Consider the following 22828-nt stretch of genomic DNA (forward strand, 5'->3'; position numbering starts at 1 on the left):
CTCAGGTGTTCCAGATACGCGGCGGGCAAGGCGCCAGGCCGGCCACGGCCGGCCGCAGGGCGCACCACAGCCGCTGCAGGGTGGCTTGCAGGCGCTGGTTGTCATGCTCGAGCAGGCGCACCACCAGCAGGCCGTCGAGCAGGGTGGCGCCGGCCGGGCCGGGCAACGTTTCGATGATCTCGCGGGCCTGCGCCAGCAGCGCGGCGTCGGCCGGCGCGGCGCAGAAGGTGGCGACCAGCGGGTGGCCGGCCAGCTTGTCCAGGCGGCCGCCCGCGATGCGCAGGCGCTCGTGCAGCAGCGGCTCGCCGTCCAGCAACAGGTGCAGGCGGCTGTCGAGGGCGCCCTGGCTGAAACGCTCGGCCATCACCGGGCGGCCCAGGCACAGGGTTTCCCAGGCCAGCAGGCGGGCGCCGGGGGCCAGCTCGAAGCGGCTCTCCAGCGCCACCTGGGCGCCGGGGAAGAAAATGCTGTCCTGGGGCAGCCATTCCAGCAGGCTGTCCTCGCCCAGGCGGAAGCGCTGCGACAGCTGCGAGGTGGCGCCGGCGCTGCGGTAGAACTTGGTGGCGCCGGGCATGGTCAGCAGGGCGTGGCTGCCCGGCTCCAGGACGACATCCAGCGCCAGGCGGTCGCCCCCCACCACCCCGCCCGGCGGATGCAGCAGGTAGAGATGACAGGGCGCGCCTTCGGGGTAGAACGGCCGCTGCACGGTGAGCGGGCCGCGGTGGCGGCGTCCGGCCAGCACGGTGCGCGGCCCGCGCCGTTCGAAGCGCAGGGCCAGCTCGGCGCGCCAGCCGTCATCGAGTTCGCAGGCTGCCTGCATCAGTGTGCCACTCCCATGGCCATGGCCACCGCCGCGGCGGCGGTGCGGGTTTCCACGCCGAGCTTCACGTAGACATGCTCGAGGTGCTTGTTGACGGTGCGCGGGCTGAGCCCGAGGATCTCGCCGATGTCGCGGTTGGTCTTGCCGCAGGCCACCCACTCGAGCACTTCCAGCTCGCGGGCGGTGAGCTGGTAGCGCCGCGTCAGCGCGGCGCGCGCCGCCTCGCCATCCGGCGCCGGCTGGGCCGCCTGGCGGGCCTGGCGCAGGGTGCGGGCGGTGCGCAGGTGCGAGGCGACCCGGGCCAGCACCTGCTCGGGATGGATCGGCTTGGTCACGTAGTCGACGCCGCCGGCGGCGAAGCCCTCGAGCACGTGCTCGCTCTCGGTCAGGGCGGTCATGAACAGCACCGGCACGTCCTCGAACTCGGCGCGGGCCTTGATCCGCCGGCAGGTCTCGAAGCCGTCGATGCCCGGCATGCGCGCGTCGAGCAGGACGATGTCGGGCTTGAGGCGCTGCATGCGCTGCAGCGCGGTGGCGCCGTCCAGGGCCACCAGCACCATGTGCCCGGCCTGCTCCAGGGCGTCGGAGAGCAGCGCCAGGTTGTCCGGCAGGTCGTCGACGATCAGCACGATGCTCTGCTCGCCGCGCTCGACGATATTCATGACCAGGACGCCTGCGAGGGGCGCTCGGCGCTCGGCGTCGCCTGGGCCAGGCCGCGCGCCAGCTCGTCGAGCTGAAAGCGCCGGGCCAGGCCGCGCAGGCGCTCGATGGCCGCCGCGCAATCGGGCACCTCACGCTCCAGCCGGTCGAGACGCTCGAGCACCCCGCGCACATAGCCCAGGGCGACCAGCTCGCCGAGTTCGGCCAGGGCCGCGGCCGGCAGTTCGAGGGCCGCCAGCGCCGGCGCTTCGGCGCTTTCGCGGCGCAGCCACTCCAGGTTCAGGTGCTGGCGCACCTTTTCCAGCAGCGCCGGGCCGTGCACCGGCTTGGCCAGGTAGTCGTCGCAGGCCGGGTCCAGGCGCCGCTGGTCGTCATCGGCGAAGGCGCTGGCCGAGACCACGATGATCGGCGCCTGGGAGCCGACCGAGCTGCGGATCAGCCGGCTGGTCTGCCAGCCGTCGAGCTGCGGCATCGACAGGTCCATCAGGATCAGCTCGGGGTTGAGCAGCGAGACCTGGCTCAGCGCCTCCCGGCCGTTGCCCGCCATGGCGATCTCGAAGCCCAGCGGCTCGAGCAGGCCGGCCAGCACCTGGCGATGCTCGAGGTGATCGTCGACCACCAGGATGCGCCGCCGCGGGCCACGGTAGCCGACGATGTCGTGCTCCTGGGCCAGCAGCGCCTGGGGCACGCGCACCGCCGGCAGGTACAGGCGCAGCTGGAAGCGCGTGCCCTGCTGCGGCGCGCTGCTCACCGTCAATTCGCCGCCCATCAGCACGGTGAGCATGCGGGCGATGGTCAGGCCCAGGCCCAGGCCGCTGTCCTGGCGCAGCGGATCGCCTCGCTCGAAGGGCTGGAACAGGCGCTCGAGCTGGTCGGCGGCCATGCCGATACCGGTGTCGAGGATCTCGAAGCTGGCGGTCTGGCGCAGGTAGCTGACGCGCAGGGTGACGGTGCCGCGCTCGGTGTAGCGCACGGCATTGCCGAGCAGGTTGATGAGGATCTGGCGGATGCGCTTCTCGTCGCCGCGCACCACCGCCGGCAGCCGGCCGCCGCGCTCCAGCTGGAAGGCCAGGCCCTTGTCCGCGGCCTGGGGCGCGCACATCTTCGCCAGCTGCTCGACGAAGTCGGCGAAGTCGATCTCCGACGGCTCCAGGTTGAGCTTGCCGGCCTCGATGCGCGCCACGTCGAGCAGCCCGTCGATCAGCGACAGCAGGTGCGCACCGCTGCGCTGGATGGTCGCCAGGGCCTGCTGGTGGCGCTCGGCAAGGCCGCTGTCACGGCGCAGGATCTGGGTGTAGCCGAGGATGCTGTTGAGCGGCGTGCGCAGCTCATGGGACAGCCCGGTGACGTAACGGCTCTTGGCCGCGCTGGCGGCCTCCGAGGTCTCCTTGGCCTTCTGCAGCTGGGCGTCGGTCTCGCGGTGTGCCTCGATCTCCTGCAGCAGCAGGCCGGTCTGGCGCCGCGACTCCTCCAGCGCCACCCGCCGGCTCTCGCGGTTGAGCACCACCCACCAGGCCAGCACGCCGACGAACAGGGCGAGAATCAGGAAGGCCTTGAACAACCCCTGCAGCAGGCTCTGGGCGGCGTCGGCGGGGTTCTGCGTGAGCCCGTGGACGAGCTGGCCGTAGACCAGCGCCAGGGCCCCGGCGAGCAAGCTGATCATCAGGCCGAACACCAGCACGTAGTGCAGCAGGCGGGTGTGCAGGCGCGGCACGGCCACCGCCGGCAGCAGCCGCGCGAGCCAGGCCTCGAGCCGCTGCTGCAACGCCTGCCGCGGCTTGCACTGGTCATCGCAGCGCGCGTCCAGGGAGCAGCACAGCGAACAGATGGGCGCGGCGTAGGCCGGGCAGAAGGCCATGTCCGGCGCCTCGTAGGCGTTGCCGCACACCCCGCAGTCGAGCCTGCCCTGGCGCAGGTAGGGCTGCAGCAGCTGCGGCTGCGGCGCCCGGGCGATGTAGTAGCGTCCACCGGTCAGCCAGGCCAGCAGCGGCGCGACCAGCAGCGCGGTGCCCAGGGCGATCAGCGGGGCCAGGGCTTGGGCCACTTCGCCGAACATCCCGGTGTAGGCGAGGATCGCCAGCAGCGAGGCGAGCAGCATGGCGCCGACGCCCACCGGGTTGATGTCGTGCAGATGGGCGCGCTTGAACTCGATCAGCCGCGGCGACAGGCCCAGCGGCTTGTTGATCACCAGGTCGGCAACAATGGCGCCGATCCAGGCGATGGCGACATTGGCGTAGAGGCCGAGCACCTGTTCGATCGCCTCGACCACGCCCAGCTCCATCAGCATCAGGGCGATGCCGACGTTGAACACCAGCCAGACCACCCGCCCCGGATGGCTGTGGGTGACCCGGGCGAAGAAGTTCGACCAGGCCAGCGAGCCGGCGTAGGCGTTGGTGACGTTGATCTTGACCTGGGACACCACCACCAGCAGGACCATGGCGGCGAGCGCCCACTGCGGGCTGGCGAACACCTGCTCATAGGCCACCCGGTACAGCTGCGCCGGCTCGGCGGCGTGCTCGGCGAGCACCCCATGCTGCAGGGCCAGCACCGCCAGCAGGGCGCCACCGAGCATCTTCAGGGCACCGGGCACTATCCAGCCGGGGCCGGCCAGCAGCAGCGCCGTCCACCAGCGCCGACGGTTCTCCGCGGTCTTTTCGGGGAGAAAGCGCAGGTAGTCGACCTGCTCGCCGATCTGCGTGACCAGCGCCAGCACCAGGGTGCAGGCCAGGCCGAAGGCCACCAGGTCGAAGTCGTTGTCGCCGCGTCCGCCGGTGAAGGCGACGAGCTCGGCCGGCAGCTGCGGATGGGCGATCAGCACGCAGGCGTAGGGCACCAGCAGCAGCACCAGCCACAGCGGCTGGCTCCAGGCCTGCAGGCGACTGATGCGGGTGATGCCGTAGACCGCCAGGGGGATGACCACCACGGCGCTGATCACGTAGGCCAGGCTCAGCGGGATGGCGAAGTACAGCTGCAGCGCCACCGCCATCACCGCCGCCTCGAGGGCGAAGAACAGGAAGGTGAAGCTGGCGTAGATCAGCGAGGTGATGGTCGAGCCGATATAGCCGAAGCCGGCGGCGCGGGTCAGCAGGTCCATGTCGATGCCGTGGCGCGCGGCGTAATAGCTGATCGGCAGGCCGGTGAGGAAGATCACCAGGCTCATGGCCAGGATCGCCCACAGGCTGTTGGCAAAGCCGTAGTTGAGCACCAGGGTGGCGCCGATGGCCTCCAGCACCAGGAACGACAGGGTGCCCAGCGCGGTGTTGGCGATGCGCGCCTCAGACCACTTGCGAAAGGCGCGGGCGGTGTAGCGCAGGGCATAGTCCTCGCGCGTCTCGTCGGCGACCCAGGCGTTGTAGTCGCGGCGAATATTGACGATGCGCTGGGGGCCGTTGGCGTGCACGACGGAGTCTTCCTGAGAACGAGCCAGCGCACTTGCAAGGCGCGTGCCCTGCCCCATTTTCGCCGCCCAGCGGCCCGCACCGCGCAAGACGGGGCAGCTGGACGACAGGGACACGCACCAGGATGGCTTCATGGGCGCAGAGGATGCACCAGGCTGGCGCAGCGGCTGGATACGTCAGATGACGTAGGCCTTTACGTCAGGCGGCGTATAACGCCGCGGCGCCCGCCCGGACCATGCTGTGGCCATCCAATGCCCACGGGAGATCCACCGCATGAAACGCCGTCCCCTGCTCAAGTCTGCCTTCGCCGCCAGCGCCCTGCTGCTCAGCGGCGCGTTCCCCTTCAGCCTGCAGGCCGCCGAGACGATCAAGGTCGGCATCCTCCACTCGCTGTCCGGCACCATGGCCATCTCCGAGACCTCGCTCAAGGACATGGCGCTGATGACCATCGAGGAGATCAACGCCAAGGGCGGCGTGCTCGGCAAGCAGCTCGAGCCGGTGGTGGTCGACCCCGCCTCCAACTGGCCGCTGTTCGCCGAGAAGGGCCGCCAGCTGCTGACCCAGGACAAGGTCGACGTGACCTTCGGCTGCTGGACCAGCGTGTCGCGCAAGTCGGTGCTGCCGGTCTACGAGGAACTCAACGGCCTGCTGTTCTACCCGGTGCAGTACGAGGGCGAGGAGCTCTCGCCGAACGTCTTCTACACCGGCGCGGCGCCCAACCAGCAGGCCATTCCGGCGGTCGAGTACCTGATGAGCGAAGACGGCGGCGCCGCCAAGCGCTTCTTCCTGCTGGGCACCGACTACGTCTACCCGCGCACCACCAACAAGATCCTGCGCGCCTTCCTGATCTCCAAGGGCGTAGCGGAGAAGGATATCGAAGAGGTCTACACCCCCTTCGGCCACAGCGACTACCAGACCATCGTCGCCAACATCAAGAAGTTCTCCGCCGGCGGCAAGACCGCGGTGATCTCCACGGTCAACGGCGACTCCAACGTGCCGTTCTACAAGGAACTGGCCAACCAGGGCCTGGACGCCACCGACGTGCCGGTAGTGGCCTTCTCGGTGGGCGAGGAGGAATTGCGCGGCATCGACACCAAGCCGCTGGTCGGCCACCTGGCCGCCTGGAACTACTTCCAGTCGGTGGAAAACCCGGTCAACACCGAGTTCGTCAGCAAGTGGAAGGCCTACGCCAAGGCCAAGAACCTGCCGGGTGCGGACAAGGCGGTGACCAACGACCCGATGGAAGCCACCTACGTCGGCATCCACATGTGGGCCCAGGCCGTCGAGAAGGCCGGCACCACCGAGGTCGACAAGGTCCGCGAGGCCCTCGCCGGGCAGAGCTTCGCGGCGCCGAGCGGCTACACCCTGACCATGGACGCGAGCAACCACCACCTGCACAAGCCGGTGATGATCGGCGAGATCCAGGAGGACGGCCAGTTCTCGGTGGTCTGGGAAACCAGCAGCCCGATCCGCGCCCAGCCGTGGAGCCCGTACATCCCCGGCAACGACAAGAAGCCGGACTACGCGGTCAGCTCGAACTAAGCGCCAGAGCGCCCCTCTCCCGCCGGGAGAGGGGCTGCGCAGCGCAACCCGAAGGACCCCGTCATGCTCACTGCCTTGTACCGTTACTGCCTATTGCTGCTGGTCGTGCTGCCATTGGCCAGCCACGCCGGCGATGCCAACCAGTTCGCCGCGGCCAGCTCCTCGCAACAAGCCAAGCTGCTGGAGCGCTGGGCCGCCGCCCCCGAGAGCGGGCGCCTGATGCTGCTCGAAGCCCTGGATCAGGGCCGTGTCGCCAGCGACAGCGACAAGCACGCATTCATCCTCATCGATAATGCCTACCGGGCCGCCGAGGGCGCGGCCGCGCCAGTGGGCAGCCCGCGCAAGCTGCGCCTGAACAACCGCCTGCGCGGCCTGATCGGCACCGCCCTGGCCAGCCACCAGCTGCTCGCCGAGAGTCCGGCCGTGCGCCTGGCAGCTGCCCAGACCCTGCAACAGAAGGCCAAGCCGGCGCAGCTGGGGCTGCTCGAGCAGCGCCTGGCCGGCGAGCCGGACGAGGCGGTGCGCGAGGCCCTGGCCCTGGCCCTGGCCAACCTGCAACTGGTCGCCGCCGACCCGGCCGTGCGCCTGGCCGCCGTGCGCCTGCTTGGCGACAGCGGTCAGCCCATGGCCCGGGTACGCCTGGAGAACCTGCTGGACGACGGCGTGGAGAGCGACGCCGCGGTGCGCCGCGCCGCCCGGACCAGCCTGGCCCAGGTCGAACGCCGCCTGCTGATCGGCGAATGGCTCGGCCAGGCCTTCGGCGGCCTGAGCCTCGGCTCGATCCTGCTGCTCGCCGCCCTCGGCCTGGCCATCACCTTCGGCTTGCTGGGGGTGATCAACATGGCCCATGGCGAGATGCTGATGCTCGGCGCCTACGCCACCTACCTGGTGCAGCTCGGCTTCCAGCGCCTGGCCCCCGAGTACCTGGCGCTCTACCCGCTGGCCGCGCTGCCGGTGGCCTTCTTCGTCACCGCCGCCATCGGCATGGCCCTGGAGCGCACGGTAATCCGCCACCTCTACGGCCGCCCCCTGGAAACCCTGCTGGCGACCTGGGGCATCAGCCTGATCCTGATCCAGCTGGTGCGCGTGCTGTTCGGCGCGCAGAACGTCGAGGTGGCCAATCCCTACTGGCTGTCCGGCGGCGTGCAGGTGCTGCCCAACCTGGTGCTGCCCTACAACCGCATCGTCATCATCGGCTTCGCCCTGGCCGTCGTCGTGCTCACCTGGCTGCTGCTGAACAGGACGCGGCTGGGCCTCAACGTGCGCGCGGTGACCCAGAACCGCAATATGGCGGCCTGCTGCGGCGTGCCGACCGGACGGGTGGACATGCTCGCCTTCGGCCTCGGCTCGGGCATCGCCGGCCTCGGCGGCGTGGCCCTCTCGCAGATCGGCAACGTCGGCCCGGACCTGGGCCAGAGCTACATCATCGACTCCTTCCTGGTGGTGGTGCTCGGCGGCGTCGGCCAGCTGGCCGGCAGCGTGATGGCCGCCTTCGGCCTGGGTATCGCCAACAAGATCCTCGAACCGCAGATCGGCGCCGTGCTGGGCAAGATCCTCATCCTCGCGCTGATCATTCTCTTTATTCAGAAGCGTCCCCAAGGGCTGTTCGCGCTCAAGGGACGGGTGATCGACTGATGACCATGCCACTTAACCCCACCACGCTGAACAAGAGCCTGCTGATGCGCGCCAGTGCCCGCCTCGGCCCGCAGCTGCGCCTCGGCCTCGGCCTGTGCGCGCTGGCCGTGCTGCTGGCCCTGCCGCTGCTGCACCTGCTGCCGGCCGAGCACCCGCTGCAGGTCAGCGCCTATACCCTGACCCTGGTCGGCAAGATCCTCTGCTACGCCGTGGTCGCCCTGGCCCTGGACCTGGTGTGGGGCTACGCCGGCCTGCTGTCGCTGGGCCATGGCCTGTTCTTCGCCCTCGGCGGCTATGCCATGGGCATGTACCTGATGCGCCAGAGCGCCGGCGATGAGCTGCCGGCGTTCATGAGCTTCCTGGCCTGGAACGAACTGCCCTGGTACTGGTATGGCACCGACAGTTTTCTCTGGGCCCTGTGCCTGGTGGTGCTGGCCCCCGGCCTGCTGGCCCTGGTGTTCGGCTTCTTCGCCTTCCGCTCGCGGATCAGGGGCGTGTACTTCTCGATCATGACCCAGGCCCTGACCTTCGCCGGCATGCTGCTGTTCTTCCGCAACGAGACCGGTTTCGGCGGCAACAACGGCTTCACCGACTTCAAGCGCCTGCTCGGCTTCGACATCACCGCGCCGGGCACCCGCGCGGTGCTGTTCCTCGCCACCGTGGCGCTGCTGGTCGGCAGCCTGGTGCTGGGCTTCCGGCTGGCGCGCAGCAAGTTCGGCCGGGTGCTGACCGCGGTGCGCGACGCCGAGAACCGCCTGATGTTCTGCGGCTACGACCCGCGCGGCTACAAGCTGTTCATCTGGGTGCTGAGTGCGGTGCTGTGCGGCCTGGCCGGCGCGCTCTATGTGCCCCAGGTGGGCATCATCAATCCCAGCGAGATGGCCCCGACCCAGTCGATCGAGGCCGCCGTGTGGGTGGCCCTGGGCGGGCGCGGCAGCCTGATCGGCCCGCTGCTCGGCGCCGGCCTGGTCAACGGCATGAAGAGCTGGTTCACCGTGGCCTTCCCCGAGTATTGGCTGTTCGCCCTGGGCGCCCTGTTTATCGTCGTCACCCTGTTCCTGCCCAAGGGCGTGATCGGCTTGCTGAAGAAGGAGAAACCGCAATGAGCGCCGCGCCCCACTCCGCGCCCCCGCGCCAGGCCGCAATCGCGCCGCACGCGCCCCTGGATACCGGCAAGACCCTGGGCAAGGGCGTCAATGTGCGCCACGGCACCATCCTCAGCCTGGAGGATATCAACGTCAGCTTCGACGGCTTCAAGGCGCTGACCGACCTGACGCTGTACATCGGCGTCGGCGAACTGCGCTGCATCATCGGCCCCAACGGCGCCGGCAAGACCACCCTGATGGACGTGATCACCGGCAAGACCCGCCCGGACAGCGGCACCGCCTACTTCGGCGAGCAGCATGACCTGACCGCCATGAGCGAGGTGGCCATCGCCCAGGCCGGCATCGGCCGCAAGTTCCAGAAGCCCACGGTGTTCGAGGCATTGAGCGTGTTCGAGAACCTGGAGCTGGCACAGAAGACCGGCAAATCGGTGTGGGCCAGCCTGCGCGCCAGGCTCAGCGGCGAGCAGCAGGACCGCATCGACCAGGTGCTGAGCACCATCCGCCTGGACACCTCGCGCCACCGCCCCGCCGGGCTGCTGTCCCACGGCCAGAAGCAGTTCCTGGAGATCGGCATGCTGCTGGTCCAGGAACCGCACCTGCTGCTGCTCGACGAGCCGGTGGCGGGCATGACCGACGCCGAGACCGAGTTCACCGCCGAGCTGTTCAAGTCCCTGGCGCGCCAGCACTCGCTGATGGTGGTGGAGCACGACATGGGCTTCGTCGGCACCATCGCCGACCACGTCACCGTGCTGCACCAGGGCAGCGTGCTGGCCGAAGGCAGCCTCGACCAGGTGCAGGCCGATGAGCGGGTGATCGAGGTCTATCTGGGTCGCTGATGATCGGTGCGCACGGCGCACCCTACCCGCCGCGGCGAACGCCGTAGGGTGCGCCATGCGCACCGAACGAACATTAAGGACATCGACATGCTGCAAGTTGAGCAACTCCATCAGTACTACGGCGGCAGCCATATCCTCCGTGGTCTGTCGTTCGAGGCCCGGGTCGGCGAGGTCACCTGCCTGCTCGGCCGCAACGGCGTGGGCAAGACCACATTGCTCAAGTGCCTGATGGGCCTGATCCCGGCCAAGGACGGCAGGGTGACCTGGGAAGGCCAGGCCATCACCGCGCACAAGCCGCACCAGCGGGTGCAGGCCGGCATCGCCTACGTGCCCCAGGGCCGGGAGATCTTCGCCCGCCTGACGGTGGAGGAGAACCTGCTGATGGGGCTGTCGCGCTTCGGCGCCAAGGACGCCAAGGTGGTGCCGGAATTCATCTACGAGCTGTTCCCGGTGCTGCGCGAGATGAAGCAGCGCCGCGGCGGCGACCTGTCCGGCGGCCAGCAGCAGCAGTTGGCCATCGGCCGTGCCCTGGCCAGCCAGCCACGCCTGCTGATCCTCGACGAGCCCACCGAAGGCATCCAGCCCTCGGTGATCAAGGAAATCGGCGCGGTGATCCGCAAGCTCGCCGAACGCGGCGACATGGCCATCCTGCTGGTCGAGCAGTTCTACGACTTCGCCGCCGAACTGGCCGACCAGTACCTGGTGATGAGTCGCGGCGAAATCGTCCAGCAGGGCCGCGGCGCGACCATGGCCGCCGACGGCGTGCGCGGACTGGTCGCCATCTGACGACGGCGGCGCCCTCGCGCCGTCGCCCAGAGCCAGCACACGCCCGCCAGCCACAGGTTCGGCGCCTGCCCCGGAGCCCCTCGGTGCAGCGCCCGCGCCACCCGACTCGCCCCCCAGGCCAAGGTTGCGCGCCAGCGCCGAACCGCACGCCGATGGCGTGAGCGGTTAGGGAATATTTAGGGATTGCCTAGGGGTTATTTCGCAAACCGCCCGATAGCCGCGCCCTAGCATGGACCTCCTCAGACCACCACCGAGGAGTCAGTCGATGCCGTGCACCGCCGCCCGTTTCGATATCTATGCGCTGATCCACAAGGGCCTGCGCGCCCACCTGGTCCACACCCTCTGCGCCCTGGGCCGTTGCGACTGGCAGGACTGCGCCGAGGCCCGCGCCGTGCTCGCCGAACTGCAGGGCCTGCTGGCCTTCTGCCGCTCGCACATCGACCACGAGGACCAGATGGTCGACCCGGCCCTCGAGCGGCGTCGCCCCGGTGCAACCCTGCACTGCGCGGCCGAGCACCGCCAACACCGCGAGGCGATGGACGAACTGGCCGCGCTGACCGAGCAGGTGATCCACCTGCCGGCCCTGCGCCGCGGCGACGTGGTGCACCAGCTCTATCGGCGCCTGGCCTGTTTCGTCGCCGACAACCTGCTGCACATGGAACAGGAAGAGCGCGATAACAACCGCCTGCTCTGGGAAACCCACAGCGATGCCGAGCTGATCGACCTGGAGCAGCGCATCGTCGCCTCGCTCAGCCCGGACGAGATGCAGCGCGTCCTGTACTGGATGCTGCCGGCGCTGAACCCCGAGGAGCGTGCCGGCTTTCTTCTCGAGTTGCGCGCCAAGGCCCCCGCCGAGCTGTTCGCCGCCACCCTCGACACGCTGGAGGCGCAGCTGTCGCCGCGCCACCACGCCCGTCTCGATGCCGCCCTGGGCCTGGCCCGGACGGTCGAGCCGGCGGACCTGCCGGCCTGAGCCGGCCTGCCGCCCAACACCAAGCCCAATGAGGAGTTACGTGATGAGCCCCCTTTCCCGTCGCTGGATCTACGTCGCCATCGTCTATTTCTGCCTGGCCGTCGGCCTGGGCGTGTTCATGGGCCTGAGCGGCGACCACCGCCTGATGGCCGTGCACGCGCACATGAACCTGCTCGGCTGGGTCACCCTGACCCTGGTCGGGGTGATCTACCACTACTTCCCCAAGGCCGCCGCCAGTCGCCTGGCCAGCCTGCAGTTCTGGCTGCACAACCTGTTCCTGCCGATCATGATGCTGTCGCTGGCCCTGGTGCTCACCGGCACGCCCCAGGCCGGGCCGGTGCTCGGCAGCACGGCGGTGGTGATGCTCCTGGCGGTGCTGTTGTTCGCCGGCAACGTGCTCTGGCGCCGCGCCTGACAGGCGTCTAACGAGCGGCGATCTGCTGCAGCAGCACCGGGCGCTTGAGCAACAGGCGCAAGCGCCCGCGCCCGCACTTCTCGAGGATGATGTCGCGGCTGCGCTCGGCCAGCCGGCGCTGCAGGAGGATCAGCCGGGCCTCGAGGTTGTCGTCGAGTTCCGGCAGTTTCAGCGCCGGATCGACGCGCAATTCCCGGTTGCTGAACTCGCTGCGCCGTTCCTCGACATGCAGGCTCAGCAGGCGCCAGAAGATCGCCCCGGCCACCCCCTTGATCAGGTAGTCCTCGCCGAGGAACACGCTGCTGTTGGCCGGGTAGTAGCGCACCGTCAGCGGTACGCCGAGCAGCGGCGCCGGCGCCGGGGCGCCCTCGCCCTCCTCCAGCGGGCTATCCGCCGCCTGCTGCAGGGCCAGGATCGAGGCGCCGAGCAGGCTGGCCAGGGCCATCAGGCAGTCTTCCTCGTCATAACCAAAGCGATGGGGCTCGGCATGCTCGACATGCAGCACGCCGAGCAGCCGTCCGGCCGCCAGGATGGGGACCGACAACTGGCTATGGGGCTCGGCCAGGCCGGGAAAAGGAATCTCGGTTTCCAGCCGGTCGCCCGCCCCGGCCTCGGCCAGGTGCTCGTGAATGGCCCGGCTGTAGGCGTATTCCGATGCCATGTGGGCGATGCGCACAGGGGTGCGGAACTGCGCCGCCACGCCGATGATGCCGCGACCCAGGGGGAATTCCGAACCTATCCCGGAGAGCGGGTAGCCGTGGCTGGCCACCGTGAACAGCTTCTGCCCCTGGCTGTCCAGCAGCAGCACCATGGCCTGGGGCATCTCGAGCAGACTGGCCAGCCCGGCCAGGCACTGCTCCAGCAGGCCGGCCAGGTCGCCGCAGGCGGCCAGGCGCTGGCTCAACTGGCGCAGGCGGGCGATATGGCAGGGGGCGCACTGCGCCGGCGGCACTTCCTCGCCGGCTACATGCTCGATATCCAGCACCTGGTAGACATCCGCGCCGAGCAGGCGGAACACCCCGCTCATGCCGGTGTGCGAGGCGATCCCAGCGAGCTTGGCCTTCATACTCTCGAACAGCGGCCCCTCGGTCTCGGTGCGCCGGTAGAGCAACGCCAGGCGGTAGCGCGCACTGGTCTGCGGGTGCAGAAGGAACACCGTGACCTGGGGATTGGCCAGGATGTTCTCACGGGTCTTGTTGAAGAACTGGAAGGACAGCGCGACATGATTGGGGTCGACATAGTGCACCTGGGACACCAGGGTCACGTTCGGCGTGCCCGCCGCGTCGCAGGTGGCAATCGCCGCCGGCACCGCTCCCTCCAGGCAGGGGCGGATGGCATCCAGGCTCGGCCCGCCGCTCATGCCTCGGGCTCCAGGCGCATGCCGGCATTGGGGCCGGGGGTCTGCTCGAACAGGTCGCTCAGGGTGAAGCTCAGCGCCCGTAGCCGTTCGGCCTGGAAACCATGGGTGGCGAGGGCGAAGGGCAGCGCGTAGCCCAGTGGCAGCAGGTCATCGGCGAAGGCCGCGCGGTGGCGCTCGGCCAGTTCGGCATCGCCGTCGGCCAGGGGAACTTGGCGGGCATCATGGCCCTTGAGCTGCAGGGTACGGTGGCTGCTGGGCAAGCAGAACACCACCGCCAGGGCGCCGCTGCCGGCGACGTCCTGCAGCAGCTGACCGGCCTGCGCGGCGTCGACCAGGATGGTGACCAGACGCCGGTCCGCCGCCACCCGGCAACCGACCACCTTGCACACCGAAGGCACCCGGCGCACGTCGCGCGAGGCGGCGCTGATCGACACGCCGCTTTCGATGAAGCGCACCTGCTCATCGCTCAGTGTGGGGCTGCCCATGATCTCCGGCCCGCCAGCTTGGGAACGCCTATCGTGCACCATCGCCGGGCAGCTGAGAAGCCCGGCGTTGCTGGCTCTGGGGCCCGTCCGGCGGGTGCCTCGCCACTCAGGTGTAGCTCTGCTTCCAGGGCACCACGCGGAAGCGGATCGGCGGCACCGCCGGCTGACCCGGCACGCGCAAGGCCCGGGAAAGGTCCAGGCGGATGTCCTGGGACGGCGCCGGCATGGGCGCGTCGAACCGCAGCCAGAACTGGTAATGGCGTCCCGCGCGCTGCAGGGGATAGTCGAGGCCGGCCGGCGCCCGCTCCTCGGCATCGCGCACGCCCTCCAGCGGGTACTGGCCCGGGTCGAACGCCACCAGCTGCTGGACCCCGGCCGGGCGATGCTCGCGGCCGTCTATCGACAGCACCACCTGCTCCGGACGAAAGCCCGCGGCGCCGGCCTGCGGGCTGATTTCCAGCAGCAGACGGGCGCCCCGTCCCGCCTGGTACAGCGGTTTGTCGATGGGGTCGTACATCACCGGGACGATGAACAGTATCACCTGGTGCTCGCTGTGCTGGACCTCATTGCCCAGCTCGACGCGCACGCGCGCCCCCGGCACCTCCAGCCAGTTCTGCCTGCCGCGCACGACGGTCGCAACCGCCGGCGCCGGTTCCAGATAGGCGTGGCTGACCTCGCCATAGCGATAGCCGGCACAGCCGGCCAACAGTGCACAGACCACCAGCAACCAGCTCTTCATTGCCCTGCCCTCCGTTCAGACTGCTCAAACCATCTGCAAATAGCTTTTGCGCCGCGGCGGCGGATAGGCCGCGTCGATCTGCGCCAGGTCCTCGGCGGACAGGCGCAGGCTGGCGGCTTCGGCGTTCAGGCGCACATGCGCCGGCTCGACCGCCTTGGGAATGACGATCACCCCGTCCTGGCGCAAGGCCCAGGCCAGGGCGACCTGGGCCGGCGTGACGCCATGGGCCTCGGCCACCCGGCGCAGCGCCGGATGACGCAGCAACGCGCCGCCCTGGCCGAGCGGGCAGTAGGCCATCAGCGGCATGCCCTGCCCCTGCTGCCAGGGCAGCAGGTCGAACTCGATGCCCCGCGCCTCGGGGTTGTACAGCACCTGATTGGTCGCGCAGACCGGCTCGGCCAGTTCCTGCAGATCGTCCAGGTCGAAGTTCGACACGCCCCAGGCCGCGACCTTGCCCTGCTCGCGCAGCCGCTCGAAGGCCTCGACGGTTTCCGCCAGGGGATACTGACCCCGCCAGTGCAACAGGTAGAGGTCGATCTGCTCGCACTTCAGGCGCTTCAGGCTGCGCTCGCAGGCCGCGATGGCGCCCTGGCGGCTGGCGTTGTGCGGATAGACCTTGCTGACCAGATACACCTGCTCGCGGCGCCCACCGATGGCCTCGCCGACCACCCTCTCGGCACCGCCCTCGCCGTACATCTCGGCCGTGTCGATCAGCCGCAGGCCGCGCTCGATGCCCTGCTGCAAGGCGGCCACCTCACGGCGCCGCGCGCCGGGGTCCTCGCCCATGTGCCAGGTGCCCTGGCCGATCACCGACACCTGCTGACCCGCCAGACATACCTTACGCATTGCGCCTCCCGCCTATCGACAACGCGAACGCTCAACCGAAGAACTGCACCTGCTGCGCCGACAACACCAGTACCGGCCGATACGGCTGGATCAGCTGAGCCAGCCGCCAATTGTGCTGCGCGATGATCTGCTCGGCCTAGAATACCGGCCGAGCCTTGGTGACAACACCGGCACCGCCGCGGCTCGCGCCCGCCCGGCCAGGTCGTTGATCCGCTCCAGCACCGCCTCGGCCTGGAGCGGCAGCGGATCGGCGAGGAACAGTCCCGCCTGCACATCCACGCTCAATAACGCCTGTTTCATATCGAGTTCCCTGTCAGTGAGACGCCAGTCTAATCCGCCTCGCCCCGAGGATCATGGCCATCGCGCCGTCGCCGGTGGACTGCTTGCCGCACATGCCCCAAGGTCTTGCGGGCAACGCCCCTAAGCCTCGGCACTGAGCAGCAGCAACAGCGACACCGGCTGCTCGCTCTGCGGGTGCAGGGGCTCCTGCAGCCACTGCAGGCGCCAGCCGGTCCCGCCGAGCAGGCCCAGCCAGGACTCCAGGGTGCGAAAGAACCAGGGCATCGGTGCCTGGAACCCCTCGCCGCAGCCGGCGAAGGTCTCCACCCGCCAGCCATCGCGATAGGCCGCATCCTGGCTGGCGCGCCAGGGGTGCAGGGTCTGGATCAGCAGGTGACCACCCGGGGCCAGCAGCCGGTGCAAGGCCTGCAGGACCGGCGCCAGCGGTTCCTCGAGCAGGGCGAAGTTGCACACCAGCACATCGAAGCGACCCAACTCCGCCGCCTGACTGGCCAGCTCGGCGTATCCACAGACCCGGTAGCGGGCACCTGCTCCACCGGCGGCCTTGGCCAGATCGATGAGCGGCGCCGAGGCGTCCACGCCCACCGACTCGATGCCGCGCTCGGCCAGGCCGCGGCACAGCCAGCCCTCGCCACAGCCAACGTCCAGTACCCGCACCGGTGCCAGGGCCAGGATCGCCTGCAGGATCGCCGCATCGGTGACCAGCCGACGGCTCTCGATACGCCCCTCACGCACCGCCGCCGCCCAGGCATCGGCATTGGCCTGCCAGCTGAGGCCGAGCTGTTCCCGTTGATCGTGCTGCATCCCCCGCCTCCGCTGCTGTTTCATCGAGAAGATCCAGGCCGTAGCCCATGTTTTTTTCGCATCCGGGCCCCTCACGCCGGCCTCTGCCCAGCAGCCACCGACTAAGCTTGTCTAAACCCTAGGGGGCATTGATCAGGGCCGAGCAAATTATGGGTGCATTATGGCAATCCGGCACACAGCAGGCTGCCCTTCCATCGAGCAGCCTACAGAGGATTAATCGCAAACCATCCGGGCCTAGACGCCTGGTGCGGGTGACCTGCTGGCTGCTGCTGGGGCTGCTGTTGCTCGGCGCCATCCTGCTGGCGCGCTTCGAGCTGCGCACCGCGCACTTCCAGGCGCGCTACCTTAGCGAGTACGCCAGCAGCCTGACCTACCGCGTCGAGCCGGGGCCGAGCCCGGCGATCGTCTACCCACAGGACGGCCCCTTCGACAAGCGTCAGGGCTACGCCTACCTGCCGCTGATGCTCGAGCGCTTGGAACAGCGCGACTTTGCCATTCTCGAGCAGGCGCGCTTCTCCCCCGCGCTGCTCGACTACAGCCGGCGCGGTTTCTTCCCGCCCTTCACCGAGAAGCCCCAGACCGGCCTGAGCATCAGCGACTGCCGCGGTACGCCGTTCTACCAGTTCCGCTACCCGCGGCAGCACTACCCGAGCTTCGCCGCCATTCCCCCACTGGTGGTGAGCAGCCTGCTGTTCATCGAGAACCGTCACCTGCTCGACGACAAACAGCCGCTGGCCAACCCGGCGGTGGACTGGCCGCGCTTCGCCATGGCGGCCTGGTCCCAGCTCGGCAAGGTGCTGGACGTGCAGGACCAGTCGGCCGGCGGCAGCACCCTGGCCACCCAGCTGGAAAAATACCGGCACTCACCCCACGGCCTGACCCAGTCGGCCGGCGAGAAGCTGCGGCAGATGGTGTCCGCCAGCGTGCGCGCCTACCAGGGCGGTGCACAGACCCAGCAGGCGCGGGAAAACATCGTGCGTGACTACCTCAACAGCGTGCCGCTGTCCGCCGCCCCGGGGCACGGCGAGGTCCACGGCCTGGCCGACGGCCTGCGCATCTGGTACGGCGCCGATTTTGCCGAGGTCAACCGCCTGCTCGACCCGGCGCGCTCGCCTGAGGCCAGCAACGCGCAGCGCGGCATGGCCCTGCGCCAGGTGCTGGCGCTGATGATCGCGCAACGCCGCCCGTCCTATTACCTGGCCCAGGGCCGGCACCCGCTCGCCGCGCTGATCGACAGCCATATCCGCCTGCTGGCCGGCGGCGGGCTGATCGACCAGTCCCTGCGCGATGCCGCCCTGGCCCAGACGCTGCGCTACCGCAACTGGGAGCTGCAGCCGAACCTGCAGACGGTGGATGGCAACAAGGGCATCACCGTCGCCCGCTCGCGCCTGTCGGGCCTGCTGAATATGCCCCTGTACGACCTCGACCGCCTCGACCTGCACGCCAGCGCCACGCTCAACGACGAGTTGCAGCAGGCCGCCAGCGCCTACTTGCGGCGCCTGGCCGACCCGGAGTTCGCCGAGCAGATCGGCCTGTTCGGCGAGCGCCTGCTGTCCGCCGAGAAGACCACCGAGGTGCGCTACAGCTTCACCCTGTTCGAGCGCACCCCCAGCGGCAGCCGGGTGCGGGTGCAGACCGACAGCACCGATCAGCCGTTCGACATCAACGAGGGCAGCAAGCTGGAACTCGGCTCCACCGCCAAGCTGCGCGTGCTGGCCACCTATCTCGAGATCATCGCCGAGCTGCACCAGCGCTACGCGGGGCAGGACGCCAAGCAGCTGCGCGGCGTGGAGGTCGCCGATCAGGACTACCTGACCCGCTGGGCCATCGACTACCTGAGCCGTACCCCGGACGCCGGCCTGCCGGCCATGCTCGACGCCGCCCTGGAGCGCAAGTACTCCGCCAGCCCCTACGAGCGCTTCTTCACCGGCGGCGGCCTGCACACCTTCGCCAACTTCCGCAAGGAGGACAACGGCCGCATCCCGCCGCTGCGCGACGCCCTGCGCGAGTCGATCAACCTGCCGTTCATCCGCCTGATGCGTGACCTGGTGCGCTACAGCACCTACCAGGCGCCGGGCAACAGCGCGGAACTGCTCAAGGACGACAAGGACCCGCGGCGCCAGGTCTACCTCAGCCGCTTCGCCGACCGCGAAGGCAAGACCTTTCTCCTGCGCTTCTGGCGCAAGTACCAGGGCCAGCCGGCCCAGCAGCGCCTGGAAACCTTCCTCAGCGGCCTGCGCCACACCCCGGCGCGCCTGGCCGCGGTGCACCGCTACCTGATGCCGCAGGCCGACGAGGATACCTTCAGCGCCTTCCTGCGCAGCCACCTGCCGGAGGACAAGCTCACCGACAAGCGCATCGCCGAGCTCTACCTGAGCTACGGCCCGGGCGCCTACAGCCTGCCCGACCAGGGCTATATCGCCCGCGTCCACCCGCTGGAGCTGTGGCTGCTCGGCTACCTGCTGGAACGGCCCCAGGCGACATTCAACGACGCCGTGCTGGCCAGTCGCGACCAGCGCCAGGAGGTCTACGGCTGGCTGTTCCGCAGCCGCCACAAGAGTGCGCGCGACAGCCGCATCCGCATCATGCTGGAGGTCGAGGCCTTCCTCGACATCCATCGGCGTTGGCAGAAGCACGGCTATCCGTTCGAGTACCTGGTGCCGTCCCTGGCCAGCGCCATCGGCAGCTCCGGCGATCGCCCGGCGGCCCTGGCCGAACTGATGGGCATCATCCTCAACGACGGCATCCGCCAGCCGACCATGCGCATCGACAGCCTGCACTTCGCCGCCGACACCCCCTACGAAACCCGGGTCGGCCACGCGCAACTGGCCGCCCAGCGGGTGATGCCCTCGGAAGTCGCCGCGGCCCTGCGCAACGCCCTTTCCCAGGTGGTCGAAGGCGGCACGGCGCGGCGCCTGCAGGGCAGTTTCAGCCTGCCGGACGGCCGCGAGCTGACCCTCGGCGGCAAGACCGGCACCGGCGACAACCGGGTCGAGACCGTCGGCCGTGGCGGCCAGGTGCTCAGTTCACGGGCGATGAACCGCACCGCCACCTTCGTCTTCTTCCTCGGGCCACGCCACTACGGCACCCTCACCGCCTTCGTGCCGGGGCGCGCCGCTGAGAAGTTCACCTTCACCTCGGCCCTGCCGGTGCAGGTGCTCAAGGGCATGGCGCCGATCCTCGCGCCCTACTTGGTGCCGGGCACCAGCACCCAGTGCCAGACGCCACTGGCGCCGGTGCGGGCCAGCTGGCGCTAGCTCGGCCGCGCTCAGGCCTTGCGCTGCTGCAGGTAGAGCGCCTCGACCTTCTCCCGCGCCCAGGGCGTGCGCCGCAGGAAGGTCAGGCTCGACTTGATGCTCGGATCGCTCTTGAAGCAGCGGATATCGATGCGCTTGGCCAGGCCGTCCCAGCCCAGCTTCGCCACCAGGTCGGTCAGCATGGTTTCCAGGGTGACGCCATGCAGTGGATTGTTCGGAGTTGAGCTCATGGGGACCTGATCTTGAGGGTGGAAAGGGAATGGCCCGCACCTTAGCCGAGCGCCCGCCGCCAAGGAAGGCATGACGACCATCTGGCTTCGCCAGGCGCCCGTGCGGCCACCTGCCCTACGCCCGGCCGGGACTGCGGACGAGGACTATACTGCTTGCTGCCATCGGCCCGGCACAGGCGTGCGGGCCCGCCCGCAACAGTAGCCGCAAGGAGGTTGAGCATGACTATTCGTATTGGTGACGAAGCACCGGACTTCACCGCATCCAGCACCGAAGGCCCCCTGCATTTTCACGAGTGGATCGGCGACAGCTGGGCCATTCTGTTCTCCCACCCCAAGGACTTCACCCCGGTGTGCACCACCGAACTGGGCTACATGGCCAAGCTCAAGCCGGAGTTCGACAAGCGCAACACCAAGATCCTCGGCCTCAGCGTCGACCCGGTGAGCAACCACAAGGCCTGGGCCGCGGATATCCAGGAGACCCAGGGCCACGCGGTCAACTACCCGATGATCGGTGACGAAGACCTCAAGGTCGCCAAGCTCTACGACATGATGCACCCCAATGCCAGCGGCGGGGCGCGCACCGCGATGGACAACGCCACCGTACGCTCGGTGTTCATCATCGGCCCGGACAAGAAGGTCAAGGCCATGCTGGTCTACCCGATGAGCGCCGGACGCAACTTCGACGAGGTGCTGCGCCTGCTCGACTCGCTGCAACTCAACGCCAAGCACACGGTAGCCACCCCGGTGAACTGGAAGCCGGGCGAGGACGTGATCATCCCCACCTCGGTGTCCGACGAGGAAGCCCAGCGCAAGTACCCGGACGGCTTCAAGACCCTCAAGCCCTACCTGCGCGTGGTGGCCCAGCCGAAGTGACCGACCCGGCCGGGGGCCGAACCGCCCCCGGTTGCTGGCCCAGGCATCCAACAGCACCGGCCATTGCGCCGCCTCCCGGCCCCATCAGAGCCTCATGGCCAACTCGCGCAGTTCCCGCTCGGCCGCCGCGCAGGACGCCTGGTAGGCCTGGCTGTCTGACTCCTCGCCCTCCGCCGCCACCACCCTGACATCCTCGATGCCGATAAAGCCGAGTGCCGTGCGCAGCAAGGTATCTGCATGGTTGAAGGCGGCATTGGCACCATCGGGACCGAAGCCATAGCCACCGCGGCTGGTGACGATCAGCGCGCGCTTGCCGTGCAGCAACGGCTGGTACTGGGCGACGCCGTTGTCCTGGATGACATCGAAGGTGCGGCCGATGCGCACCACATGATCGATCCAGGCCTTGAGCCCGCTGGGAATGCTGAAGTTGTACATGGGCGCGGAGATCACCAGCAGCTCGTGGCCGTGCAACTCATCCACCAGCGCATCGCTCAAGGCCAGGTCAGCCTGCATGTACAGCGGGCGCGCCGCCGGTTGTGGATAGAAGGCGGCCGCCACGAACGGCTCGCCGACATGGGGCATGGGCGCCCGCCCCACTTCGCGGCGGGTCAGCTCGGCGCCCGGATGCGCGGCCAGCCAGGCCTCGAGAAATATCTCCGTCAGGCGCCGCGTCTGGGAACGTTCGCCTCGTGGACTGCCGTGCACTGCAAGAACTCTGCTCATCTATCGGTCGTCTCCCTCAACAAGATCAGCTAGCCTTTGCGGCTTGCTGTTACCGAGCAAAGCTATTCACCCAGCGCCTCTCGGACAAATGAGCAGTCGTCACCTGGCATGAGATGAATTCATCTATGGAGCCCGCATGTTCGCATCCCTGCCCCTCAACGCCTTGCGTGCCTTCGAATCCGCGGCACGCCAGCAGAGCTTCAAGGCCGCAGCCAACGAACTGGCGGTGACGCCTACGGCGATCTCCCATCAGATCCGCGGCCTGGAAACCTGGTTGGGCATGCCGCTGTTCGAACGCCTGCCGCGCCAGGTGCGCCTGACCGATGGCGGCGAGCGCCTGTTCCGCAGCCTGCATGGCGCCCTGCTGGAGGTGGCGCAGAGCGTCGACAGCCTGCGCCCGCAGCTCAGCGCCAGCCAGCTGACGGTCTCCACCACGCCGGCTTTCGCCGCGCTCTGGCTGGTGCCCAGGCTCGGCCGTTTCTACGCGGCGCAGCCGCATATCAGGATGCGCCTGGATACCAGCTGTACGGTCGTCGACCTGCATCAGGATGCCAGCATCGACCTGGCCATCCGTTACGGCTTCGAAGCCGACGGCAGCCTCCACGGCCGCCGTCTGTTCGAGGAGCACTTCGCGGTCTATGGCGCCCCGGAGCAGGTGGAGCGCGCCACGCGCCAGACGCCATCGCTGATCAGCGTGCAGTGGCACAACTCCATGCTCTATGCCCAAGGCTGGGAGGCCTGGTGCGCGCAGGCCGGAGAAGACTGGCTGAGCAAGGCGGCGATCCGCGAGTACGACGACGAACACTTCGCCCTACAGGCCGCCATCGCCGGTCAGGGCCTGGTACTGGCCAGTTCGATCCTGGTCTCCCAGAGCCTGGCCAGCGGCCTGCTGCGCCCCTACCGCGCCGAGATCGGCGTACCCGGCGCCGGCTACAGCGCATTGTGCGTGCCGGGACGCGAACGCCACCCGCCGGTCAGGGCATTCTTCGACTGGCTCGCCGAGGAAGCCGGCTGACGCCGAGGCGATACGCCGGCCCCAT

General features: G+C 69.0%; 21 protein-coding genes. 10 read left to right on the forward strand and 11 right to left on the reverse strand.

Annotated elements, in window-relative coordinates:
- Position 1 precedes the first annotated feature (1 nt).
- Genes ACSX1D_RS15035 through ACSX1D_RS15045 form a run of 3 tightly spaced genes read right to left on the reverse strand, consistent with a single transcriptional unit; the run spans position 2 to position 4880 of the window.
- Positions 2-820 (reverse strand): urease accessory protein UreD, encoded by an 819-nt coding sequence (locus ACSX1D_RS15035; RefSeq protein ID WP_439859270.1) that lies wholly within the window; start codon positions 818-820, stop codon positions 2-4.
- On the reverse strand, positions 820-1482 hold the full coding sequence (locus ACSX1D_RS15040; protein WP_439859271.1) for a response regulator: 663 nt from the start codon (positions 1480-1482) through the stop codon (positions 820-822). Before ACSX1D_RS15040 ends, ACSX1D_RS15035 begins: the two co-directional genes overlap by 1 nt.
- Positions 1479-4880, reverse strand: a complete 3402-nt coding sequence (locus ACSX1D_RS15045) for a hybrid sensor histidine kinase/response regulator (RefSeq protein WP_439859272.1) — start codon at positions 4878-4880, stop codon at positions 1479-1481. Before ACSX1D_RS15045 ends, ACSX1D_RS15040 begins: the two co-directional genes overlap by 4 nt.
- A gap of 271 nt (positions 4881-5151) precedes the next feature.
- Here ACSX1D_RS15045 and urtA point away from each other — a divergent pair, with 271 nt between their 5' ends.
- From urtA to ACSX1D_RS15080, 7 genes are all read left to right on the forward strand, one after another.
- Positions 5152-6420 carry an urea ABC transporter substrate-binding protein gene (gene urtA / locus ACSX1D_RS15050; protein WP_439859273.1) on the forward strand — a complete coding sequence of 423 codons (1269 nt, stop codon included), beginning with the start codon at positions 5152-5154 and terminating at the stop codon, positions 6418-6420.
- 63 nt (positions 6421-6483) lie between these two features.
- Positions 6484-8055, forward strand: a complete 1572-nt coding sequence (urtB, locus tag ACSX1D_RS15055; RefSeq protein ID WP_439859274.1) for an urea ABC transporter permease subunit UrtB — start codon at positions 6484-6486, stop codon at positions 8053-8055.
- A 44-nt stretch (positions 8056-8099) separates the two neighbouring features.
- Complete coding sequence (gene urtC, locus ACSX1D_RS15060; protein ID WP_439862334.1) at positions 8100-9161, forward strand: urea ABC transporter permease subunit UrtC; 1062 nt, start codon at positions 8100-8102, stop codon at positions 9159-9161.
- Positions 9158-9997, forward strand: coding sequence for an urea ABC transporter ATP-binding protein UrtD (urtD, locus tag ACSX1D_RS15065; RefSeq protein WP_439859275.1), 840 nt, complete (start codon positions 9158-9160; stop codon positions 9995-9997). The genes urtC and urtD overlap by 4 nt, the downstream gene beginning before the upstream one ends.
- 87 nt (positions 9998-10084) lie before the next feature.
- Positions 10085-10783 (forward strand): urea ABC transporter ATP-binding subunit UrtE, encoded by a 699-nt coding sequence (urtE, locus tag ACSX1D_RS15070; RefSeq protein WP_439859276.1) that lies wholly within the window; start codon positions 10085-10087, stop codon positions 10781-10783.
- Positions 10784-11048: 265 nt separating this feature from the next.
- Positions 11049-11756, forward strand: coding sequence for a hypothetical protein (locus tag ACSX1D_RS15075; protein ID WP_439859277.1), 708 nt, complete (start codon positions 11049-11051; stop codon positions 11754-11756).
- A gap of 43 nt (positions 11757-11799) precedes the next feature.
- Complete coding sequence (locus ACSX1D_RS15080; RefSeq protein WP_439859278.1) at positions 11800-12171, forward strand: hypothetical protein; 372 nt, start codon at positions 11800-11802, stop codon at positions 12169-12171.
- A 7-nt stretch (positions 12172-12178) separates the two neighbouring features.
- On the opposite strand, the gene ACSX1D_RS15085 is transcribed toward ACSX1D_RS15080, so the two are convergent.
- The 6 genes from ACSX1D_RS15085 to ACSX1D_RS15110 form a co-directional block, all read right to left on the reverse strand.
- The gene (locus ACSX1D_RS15085; protein ID WP_439859279.1) at positions 12179-13531 is read right to left on the reverse strand and encodes a GAF domain-containing protein; all 1353 of its coding nucleotides are present in this window, start codon (positions 13529-13531) and stop codon (positions 12179-12181) included.
- A complete protein-coding gene (locus ACSX1D_RS15090) occupies positions 13528-14016 on the reverse strand; it encodes a hypothetical protein (RefSeq protein WP_439859280.1) in 489 nt (162 codons plus the stop codon). The genes ACSX1D_RS15085 and ACSX1D_RS15090 overlap by 4 nt, the downstream gene beginning before the upstream one ends.
- Before the next feature lie 106 nt (positions 14017-14122).
- A complete protein-coding gene (locus ACSX1D_RS15095; protein ID WP_439859281.1) occupies positions 14123-14755 on the reverse strand; it encodes a hypothetical protein in 633 nt (210 codons plus the stop codon).
- Between the two features lie 24 nt (positions 14756-14779).
- Positions 14780-15601: an aldo/keto reductase gene (locus tag ACSX1D_RS15100; protein WP_439859282.1), complete on the reverse strand. Its 822-nt coding sequence runs from the start codon at positions 15599-15601 to the stop codon at positions 14780-14782.
- Between the two features lie 90 nt (positions 15602-15691).
- A complete protein-coding gene (locus ACSX1D_RS15105; RefSeq protein ID WP_439859283.1) occupies positions 15692-15901 on the reverse strand; it encodes a hypothetical protein in 210 nt (69 codons plus the stop codon).
- Positions 15902-16021: 120 nt separating this feature from the next.
- Entirely contained in the window at positions 16022-16705 is a 684-nt protein-coding gene (locus ACSX1D_RS15110) for a class I SAM-dependent methyltransferase (RefSeq protein ID WP_439859284.1), read from the reverse strand.
- Between the two features lie 149 nt (positions 16706-16854).
- On the opposite strand from ACSX1D_RS15110, the gene ACSX1D_RS15115 reads away from it, so the two are divergent.
- Complete coding sequence (locus tag ACSX1D_RS15115; protein ID WP_439859285.1) at positions 16855-19962, forward strand: transglycosylase domain-containing protein; 3108 nt, start codon at positions 16855-16857, stop codon at positions 19960-19962.
- 11 nt (positions 19963-19973) lie between these two features.
- Here the strand turns inward: ACSX1D_RS15115 and ACSX1D_RS15120 are convergent, their stop codons facing one another.
- Positions 19974-20192: a VF530 family DNA-binding protein gene (locus ACSX1D_RS15120; protein ID WP_439859286.1), complete on the reverse strand. Its 219-nt coding sequence runs from the start codon at positions 20190-20192 to the stop codon at positions 19974-19976.
- Positions 20193-20411: 219 nt separating this feature from the next.
- Here ACSX1D_RS15120 and ACSX1D_RS15125 point away from each other — a divergent pair, with 219 nt between their 5' ends.
- The gene (locus tag ACSX1D_RS15125) at positions 20412-21065 is read left to right on the forward strand and encodes a peroxiredoxin (protein ID WP_439859287.1); all 654 of its coding nucleotides are present in this window, start codon (positions 20412-20414) and stop codon (positions 21063-21065) included.
- 84 nt (positions 21066-21149) lie between these two features.
- Here ACSX1D_RS15125 and ACSX1D_RS15130 read toward each other — a convergent pair whose 3' ends face one another.
- Positions 21150-21788, reverse strand: a complete 639-nt coding sequence (locus ACSX1D_RS15130) for an FMN-dependent NADH-azoreductase (protein ID WP_439859288.1) — start codon at positions 21786-21788, stop codon at positions 21150-21152.
- 136 nt (positions 21789-21924) lie between these two features.
- Between ACSX1D_RS15130 and ACSX1D_RS15135 the strand changes: the two genes are divergently transcribed.
- Positions 21925-22803: a LysR substrate-binding domain-containing protein gene (locus ACSX1D_RS15135; protein WP_439859289.1), complete on the forward strand. Its 879-nt coding sequence runs from the start codon at positions 21925-21927 to the stop codon at positions 22801-22803.
- Positions 22804-22828 lie beyond the last annotated feature (25 nt).

This window comes from Pseudomonas sp. MBLB4136, from assembly GCF_051904765.1.
In the GTDB taxonomy this organism is placed as follows: Bacteria; Pseudomonadota; Gammaproteobacteria; order Pseudomonadales; family Pseudomonadaceae; genus Aquipseudomonas.